Here is a 16,479-nt window from a genome sequence, read left to right as displayed (position 1 = left end):
AGTTGCATAAATAATATGCATCTCAGAATAAGCATATGAATAAATGCCATATATTCAAAATGGCCAACAAAATATATAAAAAGGTAAATAAACTCAGTGAATATACAGGGAAGCGGAATTGTCGCGACAGATAAACGGATTTTAACAGCTGCAGGACGCCTTCTGCAGGTTGCGGCATTGGTCTATCGAAATCCCGGCCCCTCTCCTGAAATTCTGTTGATTACAAGTCGCGGCACCGGTCGCTGGATTACACCAAAAGGCTGGCCTAAAGCCGGCAAGACATTGCATGACATGGCACTGCGTGAGGCTTTTGAGGAAGCGGGCATTCGCGGCTCTGTTAATCCTGATCCTGTTGGTCAGTTTGATTATATGAAATATGATCTGCCTGCCGAAGCCATTCCAAGCTTTACCGTTAATGTCTATGCCGTTGAATTTGAACGCATGGCGAAGAACTGGCCGGAGCGCGGTCAGCGTATCAGTGAATGGGTCAGCCCTGAAGAAGCTGCAGCGCGTGTTGATGAACCGGAATTGAAAAAACTGCTGCTGAACCTGCCGGACTTCATCTACAGCAAATAAATTTCAGTAGAGCGCCGTGTACCGGACTTGGCACACAAAACTCGCTCTAACACTTTAAAATCAGAGCATAATGCTACCTTGAACTGATCCAAGTTTAAGGAAATTACTCTAAAATTGTAAAGGCGCTGTGCATCAAACACAGCGCCTTTTATTTTGACACAGATTTTCGCGCAATGCTGAGTACGCCTCACATTTTCACCTCTGCTTAAAACAGCGCGACTTGGGGCATTATGCTTCAACGACCACCGGATACATCCAGCAGCGCACCGGATGTATAAGATGAAGCATCACTCAACAGCCAGACAATTGCTTCGGCAATTTCAACGGCTTCACCCGGCCGCCCCATTGGCGTATTCACACCCAGCCTGTGTGCTCTGTCCGGCTGCCCGCCACTGGCATGAATATCCGTATTCACCAAACCCGGGCGCACAGCATTGACGCGCACCTTCTGAGCACCCAGCTCTTTTGACAGGCCGAGCGCCAATGTATCCACGGCAGCTTTTGAACCGGCATAGTCAATATATTCAAACGGCGAGCCAATCCGCGAAGCAACGGATGACACCAGAACAATCGAACCGCCCTTGCCGCCCCGCTCAACAGACAGGCGTCGCGCACTTTCGCGGGCGCAGAGATAGGCTCCCAGCACATTCACGTCGAACATGCGTTTCAGCCGTTCCGCACTCATATCAGCCAATTGCTGTGACGGCGCAACAATACCGGCATTGACCACAACGCCATCCAGCTGACCAAACTGCTTTTCAGTCTCGTCAAACATCGCGATGACATCGGCTTCAACAGCGACATCGCCCTGTAAGATGATCGCTTGTCCGCCTGCTTTGCGCACATCCTCGGCAGTCAGCTCTGCAGCTTCGCGATTTCCGGCATAGTTAATCCCGACCGACCAGCCTCTTTCACCGCACAAAATTGCTGCCGCCCGCCCGATACCACGGCTTGCACCTGTAATCAGAACAACTTTACTCATAGTTCTCCGCCCGTTTCCTCAACCCAAATTCGTGATGAAGATACCTCCTCCGGCATCTTCACATCTTTTATAAACAAAAAGCCGCCGGAAAATTCCGGCGGCTTTCTTATTTCAGCATTTTCTCAAAGCTCAGCCTTCAATGGCTTTAGCAAGCGCTGCCAGTGCTTCATCAGCCTTGCTGCCATCAGGACCACCAGCCTGCGCCATATCTGCACGGCCGCCGCCGCCCTGACCGCCAAGCGCTGCCGACGCAACACGTACCAGATCAACAGCACTGAATCGCGATGTCAGATCATCCGTCACAGCAACAACTGCACTGGCCTTACCGTCTTCGCTCACACCGATGAAAGCAACAATGCCGGAGCCGAGTGCTTTCTTACCTTCATCCGCCAATGGCTTCAGGTCTTTCGGTGCAACACCGGTCACACTGCGTCCCATGAACTGAACACCATTAATGGTCTTCGCTTCATTGTCCGATTTGGAAGAACCGCCGCTGAGAGCCAGTTTCTTACGAGCTTCTGTCAGCTCTTTTTCCAGCTTACGGCGTTCATCAATCAAACTGTTCACACGATCCAGAGCTTCCGACGGCGTGGTCTTCAGAGCAGATGCAATCGCTTTAACACGGTCATCTTGTTCTTCCAGATAAAGACGTGCGGCCTCACCGGTCAGCGCTTCCATACGGCGAACACCGGCTGCAACCGCGCCTTCCGATACGATGCGTACCAGACCAATATCACCGGTCTGACGGACATGCGTGCCACCGCACAGTTCCAGAGAATAGGTTTTGCCAGCTTTTTCGCCCTGTGTCGCAGTACCCATGGAAACCACGCGGACTTCATCGCCGTATTTCTCACCGAACAGTGCCATCGCACCGGCTTCGATTGCATCATCCACGGCCATCAGGCGTGTCGTTACCGGTGAGTTCTGCAGAATGATCTCATTGGCAATGCTCTCAACCTTGCGCAGCTCTTCTTCGCTGATCGGTTTCGGATGTGAGAAGTCAAAACGCAGACGTTCAGGAGCAACGAGAGAACCCTTCTGCGCCACGTGATCACCAAGCGTTTCGCGCAGAGCTTCGTGCAGCAGATGGGTTGCCGAGTGATTGGAGCGCATGCGGCTGCGGCGGTCATGTTCAACCACCAGCTCAACGGCATCACCGGTTGCGAGCTTACCCTCACGGATTATTGCCTGATGGACAAAAACACCGTCAGCTTTTTTCACCGTATCGGTCACTTCAATGACAAAACCATCGCCATAGATGAAACCGGCATCGCCCTGCTGACCACCGGATTCCGCATAGAATGGTGTCTGGTTGACGATAATGCTGACAGTTTCACCCTGTGCAGCTTTGTCGATGATCTGACCATCACGAACCAGAGCGGTTACAACGCCCTCAGCCTTTTCGGTATCGTAACCGAGGAACTCTGTCGCGCCGACTTTATCGCGTACCGAGTACCAGACTTTTTCCGTTGCCGCATCACCGGAGCCTGACCAATTAGCACGGGCTTCAGCCTTCTGGCGTTCCATCGCAGCGCTGAAACCATCGGTATCAACAGTAATGCCGCGCTGGCGCAGTGCATCCTGCGTCAGGTCAAGCGGGAAACCATAGGTGTCATAGAGTTTGAATGCAGTCTCACCATCAAGGCTCTGACCTTCGCTCATATTCTCTGTTGCATCGCTTAGGAGACCAAGACCGCGTTCCAGTGTTTTACGGAAACGGGTTTCTTCAAGCTTCAGCGTTTCAGAAATCAGAGCTTCTGCACGCACCAGCTCCGGATAAGCCTGTCCCATTTCGCGAACCAGTGTCGGCAGCAAACGGTACATCAGCGGATCGCGCGCACCAAGCAACTGTGCATGACGCATGGCGCGACGCATGATACGGCGCAGCACATAACCACGACCTTCATTGGACGGCAAAACACCATCGGCAATCAGGAAGCTGGCAGAACGCAGATGATCGGCGATCACGCGATGGCTGGCGCGCTGTCCGCCTTCAGCTTTCACGCCGGTTGCTTCTTCCGACGCACGGATCAGCGCTTTGAACAGATCAATATCATAATTGTCGTGCACGCCCTGCAAGACAGCAGCAACACGCTCCAGCCCCATACCTGTGTCGATCGACGGACGCGGCAGGTCAATGCGCTCTTCTTTTGTAATCTGCTCGAACTGCATGAAAACGAGATTCCAGATCTCGATAAAACGGTCACCGTCTTCATCAGCTGATCCCGGAGGGCCACCCCAGATATGGTCGCCGTGATCGAAGAAGATTTCCGAGCAAGGGCCGCAAGGGCCGGTATCACCCATCGACCAGAAATTGTCATTGGTAGCGATACGAATGATACGATCATCCGACAGACCGGCAATCTTTTTCCAGTAATTCGCAGCATCGTCATCCGTATGATAAACGGTAACAAGCAGCTTATCTTTGTTCAGACCAAATTCTTTGGTGAGCAAATTCCATGCAAAGGTAATTGCCTCTTCTTTGAAATAATCGCCGAAGGAGAAATTCCCCAGCATTTCAAAGAATGTGTGGTGGCGTGCAGTATAGCCGACATTATCCAGATCATTATGTTTACCACCGGCGCGCACGCATTTCTGCGCAGTTGCAGCACGGCTGTAAGGGCGCGTTTCAAGACCGGTAAAGACGTTCTTGAACTGAACCATACCGGCATTGGTGAACATCAAAGTCGGGTCATTGCGTGGCACAAGCGGGCTCGACGCCACCGCTTCATGGCCATTCTTACGAAAATAATCGAGGAATGTTGACCTGATCTCGTTAACGCCGCTCATTATTCACCTTTGGGTTCTGCCCGATTTAAACCGTAGTAACACGGCCTGTCATATCTCAAATAAGTATGGGATCCGGTTTGCGCAACAGCTTGATCCGGCCAGATAATTACCCGATCGCCTTCAGCATGTAACCATATCCGTTATTGTTACTGCCTGCTTTTAAACAGATGATCATGCAGTGTCCAGATATCCGCCCATATATCTGCATGCATTGAAGTGCCGCAGCAACAAAATACCCCGCATCACGGCATGTAATGCGGGGTATTGCGATCTTATCAATGATCTGAGCGCAATCAATTACGCTTCAGCGGCATCCGGTGCATCATCTTCACCGCCGCCATTGTCGAGCATCTGCTCGGCAATCAGACCGGCATTCTGACGCAAAGTCAGTTCGATCTCATTAGCCACTTCCGGATTTTCCTTCAGGAAGTTTTTCGCATTATCGCGCCCCTGACCAAGGCGCTGCGAATTATAGGAGAACCACGAACCGGATTTCTCCACAATACCAGCCTTAACACCGAGATCAACCAGCTCACCGGTCTTGGAAACACCGGCACCATACATGATGTCGAACTCAACCTGCTTGAACGGAGGAGCCAGCTTGTTTTTAACAACCTTAACGCGGGTCTGATTACCTACGATTTCATCGCGCTCTTTGATCGAACCGATGCGGCGGATATCCAGACGAACAGAAGCATAAAACTTCAGCGCATTACCACCGGTCGTGGTTTCAGGCGAACCGAACATCACACCGATCTTCATACGGATCTGGTTGATGAAGATAACCATCGTATTGGACTTGGAAATCGAAGCGGTCAGCTTACGCAGAGCCTGACTCATCAGACGTGCCTGAAGACCCGGCAGGGAATCGCCCATCTCACCTTCAATTTCCGCACGCGGTGTCAGAGCTGCAACGGAGTCGACAACCAGCACGTCAATCGCACCGGAACGCACCAGCGTATCCGTAATTTCCAGCGCCTGTTCACCGGTATCCGGCTGCGAGATCAGCAGGTTTTCAAGGTCAACGCCGAGCTTACGGGCATAGACCGGATCAAGTGCATGTTCCGCATCCACGAAGGCACAGATGCCGCCTTTTTTCTGCGCCTCAGCAATTGTATGCAGCGCCATTGTTGTTTTACCCGAGCTTTCAGGCCCGTAAATTTCAACAATACGCCCTTTCGGCAAACCACCGACGCCCAGCGCAATATCCAGAGACAGCGAACCGGTCGGGACAGTTTCAATTTCCACTACCTTGTCATTCTGGCCAAGGCGCATGATCGAGCCCTTACCGAATGAGCGCTCAATCTGTGACAGTGCCGCGTCCAGAGCCTTTGATTTGTCCACTGATTTATCCTCAACAAGTCGTAATGAATTCTGAGACATTTTACACTATCCCTTTGCGTCACTTGAAGTCCGCAGAATGAAACTTTATGGATAATATGTATCCTATTTGTTCTCAATCTGCAATAGGATTAAGTCATTGATTTTAAATCAATATAACATTTTGTTCTCCTGATGTTCTAATTTATAAATAATGCAACGCTAAAAAAGATTTCCAAAATTAAAACAAGACGGGAACGAATTTAGCCAAACGTCGATTCGATCATATTGTCGTAGCGGCACAGACTTAGCCCTCTTCCGGCAGGCAATAAAAAACCGCCCCGGCATGACCGGAGCGGCTCTTTGAAACAGCTTTAAAAGCCTTACACGCCTTTGAGCGGAGAAATCTCGATTTCCACGCGACGGTTCTGCGCACGGCCATCCGGTGTTGCATTGGAAGCAACCGGCTGGGTTGAGCCGAAGCCCATAATCGCAAAACGACGGCCATCGATGCCCTGACCGCTCAGATAATTACCAACGGACATAGCGCGGCGCTGCGACAGGTTCTGGTTATGTGAAGCAGAACCGGTTGAATCCGTATGGCCTTTAATATCAACCAGTGTCTTGTCGAATTTACGCAGAACAATCGCCACTGAAGACAGTGTCGAATAGAATTGCGGCATTACAACATCCTGATCGGTGTTGAATGTAATACTGGAAGGCATATTCAGGATAATGCGATCACCGTTACGGGTAACCGAAACGCCGGTGCCCTGCAGCTGAGCGCGCAGCTCATTTTCCTGACGATCCATATAGTTACCGATTGCACCGCCACCCAGCGCGCCAAGACCGGCACCGATCAGAACAGCATTACGCTGCGCAGTGCTCGAGCCGCCGACCATCAGACCGCCCAGCGCGCCGACAGCAGCACCGATACCTGCACCGCCGGCGGTGTTGGAGATCTTCTGTTCGCCTGTATAAGGATCTGTTGTACAACCGGCCAGAAAGGTCGCTGCGGTTGCGGCAATAGCAATCTTTTTCAACATGGTTCAATTTTCCTGATTCAAGATGTGCCGCAGGATAACGGCAAATACGGCAGCATGTTGGTTAATTTTGGACGTAAGGTCAAATTCATATCGCGAAAAGCGTGTTTTAAAGTTTCACACTTCAATAAACACGCTTTAAAGCTGATAATTACATCCATAATTGCCCGTAATATTGAGCAATACAGAAGTGCAACCGGAAAATCCGCAAGGATTTTGCTCTTATTTCAAGAATCGCAGCGCTTAGCGGATCGCACGCCCCTCGCCGTCAAAGCGATGGATTTTATCGCTCTCCGGCGTCGCATAAATCACAGTTCCCGGTTCCACGCGATACTGGCCGAAAATACGAACTGTCAGCAGCCCTGCAGTCTCCGTATCCAGATAGACATTGGTATCAGCACCGAGTTGTTCAACGTGAACGACAGAGCCTTTCCACTGACCTGAATTTGTATCCAGCGTAATATGTTCCGGCCGGATACCGATGCGCTTTGCCTGATCGTCATTCAGCGCAGTAGCATCGACGAAGTTCATCTTCGGTGAACCGATAAAGCCTGCGACAAACTCATTGTCCGGTGCATTATAGAGATCCATCGGTGCACCGACCTGCTCAATCTTACCGGCATTCAGCACAACAATCCGGTCTGCCAGCGTCATCGCTTCCACCTGATCATGGGTCACATAAATCATGGTCGCTGACAGCTGGCGATGCAGCTTGGCGATTTCCAGACGCGTATTCACACGCAATGCCGCATCAAGGTTGGAAAGCGGCTCATCAAACAGAAACAGTTTCGGCTCGCGTACCAGCGCACGGCCAATCGCCACACGCTGACGCTGACCACCGGAAAGTTCGGCCGGACGGCGCTGTAAATAGCTCTCCAGTGAAAGCATGCCGGAAGCCTGCGTAACCCGTTCATTGATTTCAGCTGCCGGTTTGCCAGCCTGTTTAAGACCAAGCCCCATATTGGCTTCAACCGTCAAATGCGGATAGAGCGCATAGCTCTGAAACACCATGGCAATACCGCGCTTGGCAGGCGGTGTCTGATTGACCACCTGGTCGTCAATACGCACTTCACCGGAATTGGCATCCTCCAGCCCCGCAATAATACGCAGCAGTGTGGATTTTCCGCAGCCAGACGGCCCGACGAAAACGACCAGTTCCCCGTCCCGCACATCCAGATCGATACCTTTGATAATATCGACCTGACCATATGATTTACGGATATTATTGAGTTTCAGAGTTCCCAAAGTCGTTTTCCTGTCAGAATGTTTTCAAGGCCAAAGCTACGCAATGCAAATCGCAGGCTGTTTTATAATTTCACAGCCAGACCGCTGCGCACGCTTTCATCCGCGGCAAGACAAATACGCAAAGACTGTACCGCATCATCCATATGGCGGGTCAGGTCAATATTCTCAGTGATCGCTTTCAGCATGAAAGCCTGTTCACGGTCACACAATTCCTGATGATCCGGCTCACCCTGCATGGACAGAAGCTCGTCCTGCCTTTTGAACTTGCCCTCTGCATCGGTTTCAGCCTGATGCACGCGGATCACAGAGGTTTTGGTGTGGGTATTGATATCGGCAGAGCTTGCACCCTCTTCCATCACGATGGAAACACAGCCCTTAGGCGAGATCACATCTTTCACGAAGAAAGCTGTTTCCGACATCATCGGCCCCCAGCCTGCTTCATACCAGCCGACCGAGCCATCGGCGAACAGCACCTGCAAATGGCCGTAATTATACATGCCTTCCGCAACTTCATCGCTCAAACGCACGCCCATGCCGCGCACTTCTACAGCCTTGGCATCGGTGATCTGGCACATCACATCCAGATAATGCACACCGCAATCAACAATCGGCGATGTGGTTTTCATCAGCTGTTTATGCGTCTGCCAATGGGCACCGCTGGACTGCTGGTTCAAATTCATACGGAAAACATATGGCCCGCCGAGATTGCGCGCTTCTTCAATCAGGCGTACCCATGACGGATGATGGCGCAGAATATAGCCGATCACCAGCTGACGGCCTGTTTCCTTGGCTTTTGCCACCACACGTTCCGCATCAGCCACAGTTGTCGCTAGCGGTTTTTCAACGAAAACGTCACTGCCGGCTTCCATTGCCATAATCGCATAATCAGCATGGCTGTCCGAATAGGTCGCCACGCAGACCAGATCAGGCTTCAGCTGCTGCAATGCCTCTTCATAGGAAGTCAGCAGCGGATAGGAGCGCAGTTCCTCTGGCAGATTAACGCTTGAGCGATTGACCAGACCGACAATCTCGAAGCCCGGATTTTTATGATAGGCCAGCGCATGGCTTAAGCCCATATTCCCCAGACCGGCGACCATTACGCGCAGTTTTTTTGCCCCGACTTCACTCATTTGACTGCTCCTGCGGTAATGCCGCGAATTAACTGACGGGAGAATATGAAATACAGGATCAGTACCGGCAGGATTGCCAGCGACAGCGCGGCCAGAACCGCATTCCAGTTGGTTACATATTGCCCGATAAACATCTGTGCGCCCAGCGTAACGGTTTTGGTTTCCTCAGACGGCGCAAGGATCAGCGGGAACCAGAGATCATTCCAGATCGGGATCATCGTAAACACAGCAACAGTTGCCATAGCCGGACGCACCAGCGGCAGCACGAGGCGGAAGAAAATACGATATTCACTCAGACCATCCATACGGCCGGCATCTTTGAGGTCTTTCGACACCTGCCCCATAAATTCAGACAGGATGAAAATCGCCAGCGGCAGTCCCTGCGCCGTATAAACAAGGATCAGCGATGTCAGCGTATTCACCAGACCACTGGCCACCATCAGCTCCAGAATGGAAACTGTGCCAAGGCGGATCGGGATCATAATGCCCAGCGCCAGATACAGCCCCATCAGCGTATTGCCGCGAAAGCGATATTCCGACAGTGCGAAGGCGGCCATTGCCCCGAAAATCAGCACCAGCGCAATCGCAACCACTGTGACGATCATACTATTCTGGAAATAGAGGAAGAAATTCCCCTGCGACGTGACAGTCTGATAGCCGATCAGACTGAATGTTTCCGAATTCGGCAGCGACAAAGGCGAGCGAAAGATTGCCGCCTTGGTCTTGAAGGAGTTGATGATGATAATCACCACCGGAAACAGGGCGATCAGCGTATAGAGGATAAGGATCGCATGGGCGGCGATACTGCGTACCGGAGACTGTGTTGCGCGGCTCATATTAATATCCTCAGAACTGGTAGCGACGCAGACGTCGCTGAATACCGAACAGATAGACACAGACGCCGATCAGAATGATGAAGAACATCAGCGAGGCGATCGTTGCACCCATATTCTTGTCGCCAACCTGAAGCTGGAAGCCGAAGAAGGTGCGGAACATGAATGTGCCGAGAATATCGGTGGAATAATTAGGCCCTGCCAGTGCACCCTGCGCCGAATAGATCAGATCGAACGCATTGAAATTGCCGACAAAGGTCAGAATGGAGATAATCCCGATGGATGGCAGGATCAGCGGCAGTTTGATCGTCCAGAACTGTGATGCGCCGGTAATCCCGTCGCATTCCGCAGCTTCAATAATCTCGTCAGGAATAGACAGCAGCGCCGCATAGATCAGCATCATCGGAATACCGATAAACTGCCAGACCGAAATCAGGCCAAGTGCTGTCAGCGCATATTCTTTCTGGCCGAGCCATGGTGCGAACAGGCTCTTCAGCCCCACCAGATCCAGCATATTCGGCGCCACGCCCCAAAGCGGCGACAGGATCAGCTTCCACACGAAACCGACAATCACAAAGGACAGAATGGTCGGGATGAAAATCGCCGAGCGGTAGAAAGCGGCAAAGCGCAATTTCGGATGGCTGAGCAATGCGGCAAGCAAAATACCGATCGGGTTCTGCACCACCATATGGATGATAAAGAACCACATATTATTGCCCAGCGCGTTCCAGAAACTCGCCGACCAGCGCTCATCACCGAGCAATGTGCGGAAATTATCCAGACCGACAAAAAAGCTTTCCTGATTTTCAACGCGGAACAGCGACAATTGCATGGTTCCGAAAAGCGGCAGGATCATAATAGCCGTATAAACCAGCACCGCCGGTGCCAGAAAAACCGCTATATGCCAGCGGAAAGGCGGTTTGCTTGTCGAATTTCGCGCCATACCGGTCGTAAGCTTTCAAACAGGGCATTTCCGGCAGAGCGACTTTTGTCTTGTGCCGGAACATGCATAAAAAACAGGTAACAATAATAACACGGCAAAAAGCCACCCGCCTGCCCCCGCACCACATATTCATCAGACAGTGGCACGGGTTGCGGCGAATGGCTTTAATTCATGTTACTTCGCAGGCTTGTACCAGCTGTCGAGGCCTTTTTGCAGCTTTTCGCCGGCCTGTTCAGGTGTCACTGTACCATTGATAACATTGGCGGATTCAATCCAGGTTTCGTTTTCCAGATTTGGTGTACCGCGTGAGAGGATCTGATAGGTCGAACGGATGGTCGATTTACAATCCTTACGCCAGCCAACCATTTCCGCAGCCAGCGGGTCTTCCAGTTTGATTTCATTGGAAGACAGACTGAAGAAGCCCGGTAGCGCATTCGCATAAATGGTTGCGAATTCATCCGATGCCACCCAGTTCAGGAACTTGGCTGCAGCTTCCGGATTTTTGGTCTTGGCATTCATGCCGATACCCAGATCGTTGTGATCGGAGATATAGCAGGTGTCGCCGTCTTTACGAACCGGAGGCGGAAACGCGCCCATTTTGAAATCAACCTGCGGGTTGAAAACGCTGATTTCCCATGAACCGGTCGGATAGATTGCGGCGCGGCCGAGGGTGAACAGGTTCTGGCTGTCCGGATAGGTCTGTGCTTCAAAACCGTCGCCCAGATAATCTTTCCATTTTGCGAGGGTCTTATAAGGATCAACCCAGTCTGCATCGGTCAGCTTCTGTGTACCGGCGATCAGAGCCTTACGGCCTTCCTCACCCTTCCAATATGTCGGGCCGATATTCTGATAGCCCATCGTTGCGGCTTCCCAGAGATCTTTGGTGCCCATAGCCATCGGAATATAGTTGCCGTCAGCTTTGATCTTGTCGAGCGCTGCGAAGAATTCTTCTTCAGTCTTAGGAACGCTGACGCCTACTTTTTCAAAGGCATCTTTGTTATAGATGAAGCCATGAATAACCGAGGCAACCGGCACGCAGAAAGATGTCTTGCCGTCATCGGTCTGCCATGCGGATTTTGCCACATCGCTGAAATTCTTCATACCATCGAGATCGTTGAGCGAAGACAGCTGGCCTTTTTCATAAAGCGCCAGTGACTTGTCGAACGGACGGCAGGTGATGATGTCACCGGCAGTACCGGCATCAAGCTTGGCACCCAGCGCCGCATCATATTCGGTTGGTGTAGAAGGATTGAAGGTAACTTTAATACCCGGATTGGCTGCTTCAAAAGCCGGAATGAGCTTTTCCTGCCAGATCGGCAGATCGTCATTACGCCAGCTTTCAATGGTCAGCGTTACATCCTGCGCCGAAGCGGCCGATACAGCACCCAATACGGAAGCACCAAGAACACTTGATGCCAGCAAAGCGGAACTGAAGTTTTTAAAGTTCATTTTACTCTCCCCGCGCGCACTCATTCAGAGGCGTCATTGAAATATGTTTGTTTCTGTTCTCAGAGCACTTCCGATTTTCCGGATAGTCACTTTCAGATTTACCGTTGCAAAAAGCTGCACCGGTTGTTCATTATCAGCTGCCAATTCCGGCATACGGACAAAAAATCATGTCCCTCAGCCTCAGAACAGAACCATTGATTGCAGAAAGAAAAACTTCGGGAATTTTCATGATGCAGGTTGCGGTATATTCCTCAAAATACCCCGTCCGGCACTCACAGCTCCCTTAAGACCTCTTCTCCCGTCTGTCCTCACACAGAGTAATGCGTAAATATCTTTTCCTGTCCAGCAAAAGCAAAGATTTTATCACCATTACTTGCATTCTCGGGCAGTCGTCTTATTCAAACAGCAATATTGGTTCTATTTTTTTCGACCATATGGATCATCATAAAAGACCATCCTTGAATACCAATTCACGTAACCGGAGTGAAAGCTGAGTGATGCGACTCGCAAAAGCATTTGGCGGGCAATTAACTGGCCTTGCGGATAATTTAAAACGGTTTAAATGAAAATATTCTCGGAATTGGCAATTTGTGTTACCTGCAATAAAACCCGTATCAGAAACGGGCAGAGAATCGGGAGCATAATGTGGCGGATTATATTCTTGGCATAGACGGCGGCGGCACCGGATGCCGTGCAGCAATTGCAGATACAACAGGTAAAGTCTTGGGTACCGGTCAGGCTGGCCCTGCCAATATCATGACCGATATGGATATATCTGTGGTAAATATTCTTGCGGCTACCGATGCCGCACTGCTTGCTGCCGAATTGCCGGTAAAATCCTATAGCCGCATTACCGCCTGTCTTGGATTGGCGGGTGCCAATGTTTCCGGCGTTGCCGAACAGTTACAGCAAGCCCTGCCCTTTGCCAGAAGCAGCGTGGTCTCCGACGGTATTATCGCGTTACAGGGGGCTATCGGCGATCAGGATGGTGTTGTGGTTATCCTCGGCACCGGCTCTGTTTATATTTCCCGCCGCAATCATACTGTCACTATGAAAGGTGGCTGGGGCTTCAAAGTCAGTGATCTTGGCGGCGGTGCACGCCTTGGCCAGAAGCTTCTGGAAGAATCCCTGCTGGCCTATGACGGTATTTATCAGCGCACACCGCTCAGCAATGCGCTGCTTGCCCATTTCGACAATGAGCCGCATGCCATTGTGCGCTTCGCGCATGATGCACGCCCGAATGATTTTGGTCGTTTTGCGCCGATGGTTTTTGAATATGCTGCGCAAAATGACCCGCTGGCAGAAAAAATTCTCAAACAGTCGGTCGAGACGATTGAAGCCGCTCTCGACGTATCCATGAGTGACGATCAGCCGGTTCTGTCTCTGATCGGCGGTCTCGGCGCGCTTTACGGCCCGCGTTTGTCTGCACGCTATCAGCCACGTCTGCGCGCACCAGAAGCCGACGCTCTGACCGGTGCAGTTGCCCTCGCGGCAAAATTAAACAGCAAAGCCGCCGCGTTCTGATGACCCGTATCAATTGTATACCACCGCAGGAACTGACCGGTCCGCATCTTGTGGCTGAATATCGTGAGCTGCCGCGGATTTTCACACTTGCCCGTGCAGCCATTGAGCGCGGAGAAAAGCCGGATGATCCGCGTAATCCGCGCAGCTACACTTTGGGCAAAGGCCATGTGCGGTTTTTCTATCCGCGTCTGGGCTTTCTCGTGCAACGGCAACAGGCATTGATTGATGAAATGCTGCGCCGCGGCTATCAGCCGTCTTACCAATCGACAGCACATCTCATTGAAGGTATTCCGCAACACTGGTGCGCTGACTGGCAACCGGATGAAGCAGCAATTGCCATCAACAAAGCACGGATTGCCGAACGGCTGAACAAACCTGTTTCAAAAGATTAAAATATTATCATATCTTACTGATAAAAAATAAAAAACTCCGCATTCATCATGCGGAGTTTTTGTCTTCTATAAAGCTGAAATCAGCACTCAACCACATTCACAGCAAGCCCGCCGAGACTGGTTTCCTTATAGCGCTCATTCATATCCACGCCGGTCTGGCGCATGGTTTCGATACAGGCATCCAGCGGCACGAAATGCGTACCATCGCCCTTCACGGCCAATGATGCACCGGTCACAGCCTTCACCGCACCCAGCGCATTGCGCTCAATGCAAGGCACCTGCACCAGTCCGGCAATCGGATCGCAGGTCATGCCCAGATGATGCTCTAGCGCGATCTCAGCCGCATTCTCAATCTGCTCCGGTGTTCCGCCCAGCACAGCAGCAAGCCCTGCGGCAGCCATAGCCGAAGCCGAGCCGACCTCCCCCTGACAGCCAACCTCAGCGCCGGAAATCGACGCATTATGTTTGATAATGCCGCCAACGGCTGAAGAAGTCAGCAGAAAGTCACGAATGCCCTTCTGGTCAGCATCATCATGGAAATGCAGGTAATAGCGCATGACGGCAGGTACAACACCTGCTGCACCATTGGTCGGCGCGGTGACAACACGGCCACCGGCAGCGTTTTCCTCATTCACCGCCATTGCATAGACGGACAGCCAGTCATTAGCGAGCAGCGGATTATGACGGTTCTGGCGCCATTCTTCATTGAGCCGGTCATGCAACTGCTTGGCACGGCGGCGCACCTTCAGTCCGCCCGGCATAATGCCTTCCTGTGTCAGTCCGCGCTCAATACAGCTGCGCATGGCATCCCAGATTTTATCCAGTCCCGCATCCAGCTCTTCACGGCTCATACGGGTTTCTTCATTGGCGCGTTTCATTTCCGCGATGGAAAGGCCGCTTGCCGCCGACATTTGCAGCATCTCTTTCGCCGTGGAGAAAGGATAAGGCACATTATCGTCAACCTGCTTCTTGCCGCCGCTTACACGCGTTGCATTCAGCTCTTCCTCGGTGACGATAAAGCCGCCGCCGATCGAATAATAAACGCGGCGCAGCAAAACACGTTCGTCACGATCCAGCGCTTCAAAAGCCAGACCATTGGCATGTCCCGGCAAAGCCACTTTACGATCCATTACCAGATCGGCTTTGGGGTCAAAATCATAGGCGGGATGACCGCTCGGGCGAATTTTGTGCTCTTCATTCACTTTGGCCAGCAGATCGTCCATTTTATCTGGATCAATATTGGCCGGCAAAAACCCGCAAAGACCGAGAATAACCGCCCGATCCGTCGCATGGCCGATACCGGTAAAAGCCAGCGAACCATGCAGATAGGCCTTGATACGTGTCACTTTCGCATTATGCGGACGTGGCCACTCGCCGTCTTTCAGCTCTTTCAGAAACTGATGCCCTGCCGTCATCGGCCCCATTGTATGGGAGCTGGACGGCCCGATGCCAATTTTAAACAGATCAAAAACTGACAGGAACATAGAAGATACCGTTCTTTCATTTCCAGAGCATATCGCAGTTAAATGGACTCATTTAGCGTCCGCGAATATGCGACAAAGCAAAGAATCCAGAGCGAGCGCTATGATCCAATCTGGACGTAAACAGCTCTAAAAGTGCAGGCAAATCACCGCCCGCAAACTCCCTCATCTCAAGCCCTATATAACCCGTTATGCGGTTCTGTAAAACCGGATCAGATAAGTGTCTCATTTAATATGGTGGCAACATGCGCGGATTGCACCAAAAAACAGCAAGAAAGCGACAATGTTTGAAATATCGCCCTTTGAAAAAGCAGGATCCAGAGCATTTCACAGTCAAGTTGGATCAACTTGACGCTCTTAAATTCGCCAAGTTGGATCAACTTGACGGCTGTGATAATGCGGCAAATTAAAAAATCTAGAGCGAGCACTGTGATCCAATCTGGACGTAAACCGCTCTAGCAAAACCGACAGCACAATAAAAAATCACCGGGCTTTGAAAGCACCGGTGATCTGAACGCTCTGAAATTTCTTTTGAATATCCGTAATTACACGGAGAACAAATAGGTCAACAAAATTACAGCGGCCAATCCAATAACTGCCCAAAGGGTTACACCCCAGCAGGACTTCTGAACTGTTTCATCCATGGAATATTTTACTCGTTTCCGGTATTTCATTCATGAGAACATGCACCGCACTCATTGCTATGCCTGTCCCTTATTTATAATCCAAAGCCGGTTCACAAGCAATCTGCAATTGCGACGAAACCATGAC

Annotated in this window: 13 protein-coding genes; 3 read left to right on the top strand and 10 right to left on the bottom strand. The window is 51.2% G+C overall.

Features of this window, described 5'->3' with window-relative positions; translation table 11 throughout:
- The first annotated feature begins 96 nt into the window (after nucleotides 1-96).
- Nucleotides 97-576, top strand: coding sequence for an NUDIX hydrolase (locus tag F7P81_RS07795; RefSeq protein ID WP_022711914.1), 480 nt, complete (start codon nucleotides 97-99; stop codon nucleotides 574-576).
- A gap of 235 nt (nucleotides 577-811) precedes the next feature.
- Here the strand turns inward: F7P81_RS07795 and F7P81_RS07790 are convergent, their stop codons facing one another.
- The 9 genes from F7P81_RS07790 to F7P81_RS07750 all read right to left on the bottom strand — a co-directional run bounded on the left by F7P81_RS07790 (nucleotide 812) and on the right by F7P81_RS07750 (nucleotide 12,311).
- Nucleotides 812-1,558: an SDR family oxidoreductase gene (locus F7P81_RS07790; RefSeq protein WP_151159106.1), complete on the bottom strand. Its 747-nt coding sequence runs from the start codon at nucleotides 1,556-1,558 to the stop codon at nucleotides 812-814.
- A 129-nt stretch (nucleotides 1,559-1,687) separates the two neighbouring features.
- Nucleotides 1,688-4,348 (bottom strand): alanine--tRNA ligase, encoded by a 2,661-nt coding sequence (gene alaS / locus F7P81_RS07785; RefSeq protein WP_151159105.1) that lies wholly within the window; start codon nucleotides 4,346-4,348, stop codon nucleotides 1,688-1,690.
- A gap of 297 nt (nucleotides 4,349-4,645) precedes the next feature.
- A complete protein-coding gene (recA, locus tag F7P81_RS07780; protein WP_151159104.1) occupies nucleotides 4,646-5,731 on the bottom strand; it encodes a recombinase RecA in 1,086 nt (361 codons plus the stop codon).
- Nucleotides 5,732-6,051: 320 nt separating this feature from the next.
- On the bottom strand, nucleotides 6,052-6,714 hold the full coding sequence (locus F7P81_RS07775) for a YiaD family glycine zipper/OmpA-like lipoprotein (protein ID WP_075654967.1): 663 nt from the start codon (nucleotides 6,712-6,714) through the stop codon (nucleotides 6,052-6,054).
- 240 nt (nucleotides 6,715-6,954) lie between these two features.
- Nucleotides 6,955-7,956 carry an ABC transporter ATP-binding protein gene (locus tag F7P81_RS07770; protein ID WP_151159103.1) on the bottom strand — a complete coding sequence of 334 codons (1,002 nt, stop codon included), beginning with the start codon at nucleotides 7,954-7,956 and terminating at the stop codon, nucleotides 6,955-6,957.
- Between the two features lie 62 nt (nucleotides 7,957-8,018).
- Nucleotides 8,019-9,086, bottom strand: coding sequence for a Gfo/Idh/MocA family protein (locus F7P81_RS07765; protein WP_151159102.1), 1,068 nt, complete (start codon nucleotides 9,084-9,086; stop codon nucleotides 8,019-8,021).
- Complete coding sequence (locus tag F7P81_RS07760) at nucleotides 9,083-9,922, bottom strand: carbohydrate ABC transporter permease (protein WP_022711921.1); 840 nt, start codon at nucleotides 9,920-9,922, stop codon at nucleotides 9,083-9,085. The genes F7P81_RS07765 and F7P81_RS07760 overlap by 4 nt, the downstream gene beginning before the upstream one ends.
- Before the next feature lie 10 nt (nucleotides 9,923-9,932).
- Nucleotides 9,933-10,862: a carbohydrate ABC transporter permease gene (locus F7P81_RS07755; protein ID WP_151159101.1), complete on the bottom strand. Its 930-nt coding sequence runs from the start codon at nucleotides 10,860-10,862 to the stop codon at nucleotides 9,933-9,935.
- A 174-nt stretch (nucleotides 10,863-11,036) separates the two neighbouring features.
- Nucleotides 11,037-12,311: an ABC transporter substrate-binding protein gene (locus F7P81_RS07750; protein WP_121993202.1), complete on the bottom strand. Its 1,275-nt coding sequence runs from the start codon at nucleotides 12,309-12,311 to the stop codon at nucleotides 11,037-11,039.
- 645 nt (nucleotides 12,312-12,956) lie between these two features.
- Here F7P81_RS07750 and F7P81_RS07745 point away from each other — a divergent pair.
- Nucleotides 12,957-13,835, top strand: a complete 879-nt coding sequence (locus F7P81_RS07745) for a glucosamine kinase nucleotide-binding domain-containing protein (RefSeq protein WP_151159100.1) — start codon at nucleotides 12,957-12,959, stop codon at nucleotides 13,833-13,835.
- Nucleotides 13,835-14,227: a pyrimidine dimer DNA glycosylase/endonuclease V gene (locus F7P81_RS07740; RefSeq protein WP_151159099.1), complete on the top strand. Its 393-nt coding sequence runs from the start codon at nucleotides 13,835-13,837 to the stop codon at nucleotides 14,225-14,227. Before F7P81_RS07745 ends, F7P81_RS07740 begins: the two co-directional genes overlap by 1 nt.
- A gap of 80 nt (nucleotides 14,228-14,307) precedes the next feature.
- Here the strand turns inward: F7P81_RS07740 and F7P81_RS07735 are convergent, their stop codons facing one another.
- Nucleotides 14,308-15,711 carry an L-serine ammonia-lyase gene (locus tag F7P81_RS07735; RefSeq protein ID WP_151159098.1) on the bottom strand — a complete coding sequence of 468 codons (1,404 nt, stop codon included), beginning with the start codon at nucleotides 15,709-15,711 and terminating at the stop codon, nucleotides 14,308-14,310.
- Nucleotides 15,712-16,479: the final 768 nt, after the last annotated feature.

It is taken from the genome of Pseudochrobactrum saccharolyticum (genome assembly GCF_008801715.1).
Classification (GTDB): domain Bacteria; phylum Pseudomonadota; class Alphaproteobacteria; order Rhizobiales; family Rhizobiaceae; genus Pseudochrobactrum; species Pseudochrobactrum saccharolyticum.
Note: the sequence above shows the minus strand (reverse complement) of the source record. Positions and strands in the feature narration are given on the sequence as shown.